Here is a 1,640-nt window from a genome sequence, read left to right as displayed (position 1 = left end):
AGACACCGCGCCGAAGTACTCGCGACCGGCGAAGGGCTCGGTGGTCGATGCGTTCGAACCGCAGATCCGGGCGTTGTTGCGGGAGTATCCGACGATGCCGGCGACGGTGATCGCGGAGCGGATCGGGTGGACGAGATCGTTGACTGTCCTCAAAGACCGGGTCCGGGTGATTCGCCCGGAGTTTCGTGGGGTAGATCCGGCCGATCGGGTGATCTATGAGCCCGGCGGCTGTTCGCAGTGGGATCTGTGGTTCCCGGACTACCGAATCCCAGTGGGCCACAATCAATTCGCCATGTTACCGGTATTGGTGATGACATTGGCGTTCTCCCGATACCGGTCGGCGGTGATGATCCCGTCGCGCCAGGGCGGAGACATCCTGACGGGGATGTGGCTGCTGCTGTCGCAACTGGGCGCGGTGACCCGCAAGCTGGTGTGGGACCGCGAAGCCGCGATCGGCCCCAAGGGCACACCCACCGCGCTGGCCGCAGGATTCGTGGGCACCTTGGGCACTCGGCTGGAGCTGGCGCCACCGCGAGACCCCGAGTACAAGGGCATGGTCGAACGCAACAACCGATTCTTCGAGACCTCGTTCCTGCCGGGCCGCCAGTTCGCCTCACCGGACGATTTCACCGCCCAGTTCGATCGGTGGCTGGCCGATCATGCCAACACCCGAGTGGTGCGCGCGATCGGTGATCGACGCCCGTGTGATGCGCTCGCCGAGGACCTCGAGCAGATGGCCGGGCTTCCCCCGACCGCACCTCATATCGGGTTGAGTAGCCGGGTGCGACTCGGTCGCGACTACTACGTACGTGTGGCCGGCAATGACTATTCGGTGCACCCGTCGGTGATCGGTCGCTTCGTCGACATCACCGCCGACCTGCAGCAGGTGCGCATCCAGTGCGGCGAGGTCACCGTCGCCGACCACGCTCGCAGCTGGGCCAACCACGTCACCATCGCCGACCCTCAGCACGTGCGGGCAGCCAAAGAACTGCGCCGCGACTACCGCCGCCAAGACCTCGCCAACCGGGCCCGAAACGCCGCCCGCATCCGCGCCCACCCCGACGGCCACGAGGTACCGATCCGGGCGCTACCAGACTACGACGACCTGTTCGGGGTGCACTTTGCTACCCCGTCAGGTGCTCAACCACCCACCCCGTCCACTATCACTGAAAGGTGAAATACCATGTCCGACAATCACACAGGTAAGCAGATCGAGTTCGCGGCGCGGGCGTTGAAGATGCCAGCGATCCGCCGCTGCTGGGCCGAGTTGGCCGAGCGGGCCCGCACCGACAACTGGACCCACGAGGAGTACCTCGCAGCGATCCTTGACCGCCAGGTCAGTGAACGCGAAGCCAACGGCACCGTGCTGCGGATCAGTGGCGCTCGCTTCCCCGCGGTCAAGACACTCGAGGACTTCAACTTCGACCGCCTTCCAGGATTGCGTCGCGATGTTATCGCCCATCTGGCCACCAGCACCTGGATCGCCAAGAGCGACAACGTGATCCTTCTCGGACCACCTGGAGTGGGTAAGACCCACCTCGCGATCGCGCTCGGGATCAAAGCCGCGCACAACGCCTACCCTGTGCTCTTCGACACCACCACCGGATGGGTCACCCGCCTTGAGGTTCCCCCCGAACCGT

At 65.1% G+C, this 1,640-nt stretch carries 2 protein-coding genes; both read left to right on the top strand.

Annotated features, from left to right (window positions below; translation table 11 throughout):
• Positions 1-1,177: IS21 family transposase (locus AMD30_RS24210; RefSeq protein WP_055477362.1), on the top strand; the 1,177-nt coding region annotated here is incomplete at its 5' end.
• A 6-nt stretch (positions 1,178-1,183) separates the two neighbouring features.
• Positions 1,184-1,640 (top strand): ATP-binding protein (locus tag AMD30_RS24205; protein WP_020169762.1); only part of this gene is annotated, 457 nt, incomplete at its 3' end.

Source organism: Gordonia sp. HS-NH1 (assembly GCF_001418765.1).
Lineage (GTDB): Bacteria > Actinomycetota > Actinomycetes > Mycobacteriales > Mycobacteriaceae > Gordonia.
The sequence above is the reverse complement of the archived record's forward strand: the minus strand, read 5'-3'. Positions and strand labels throughout refer to the sequence as shown.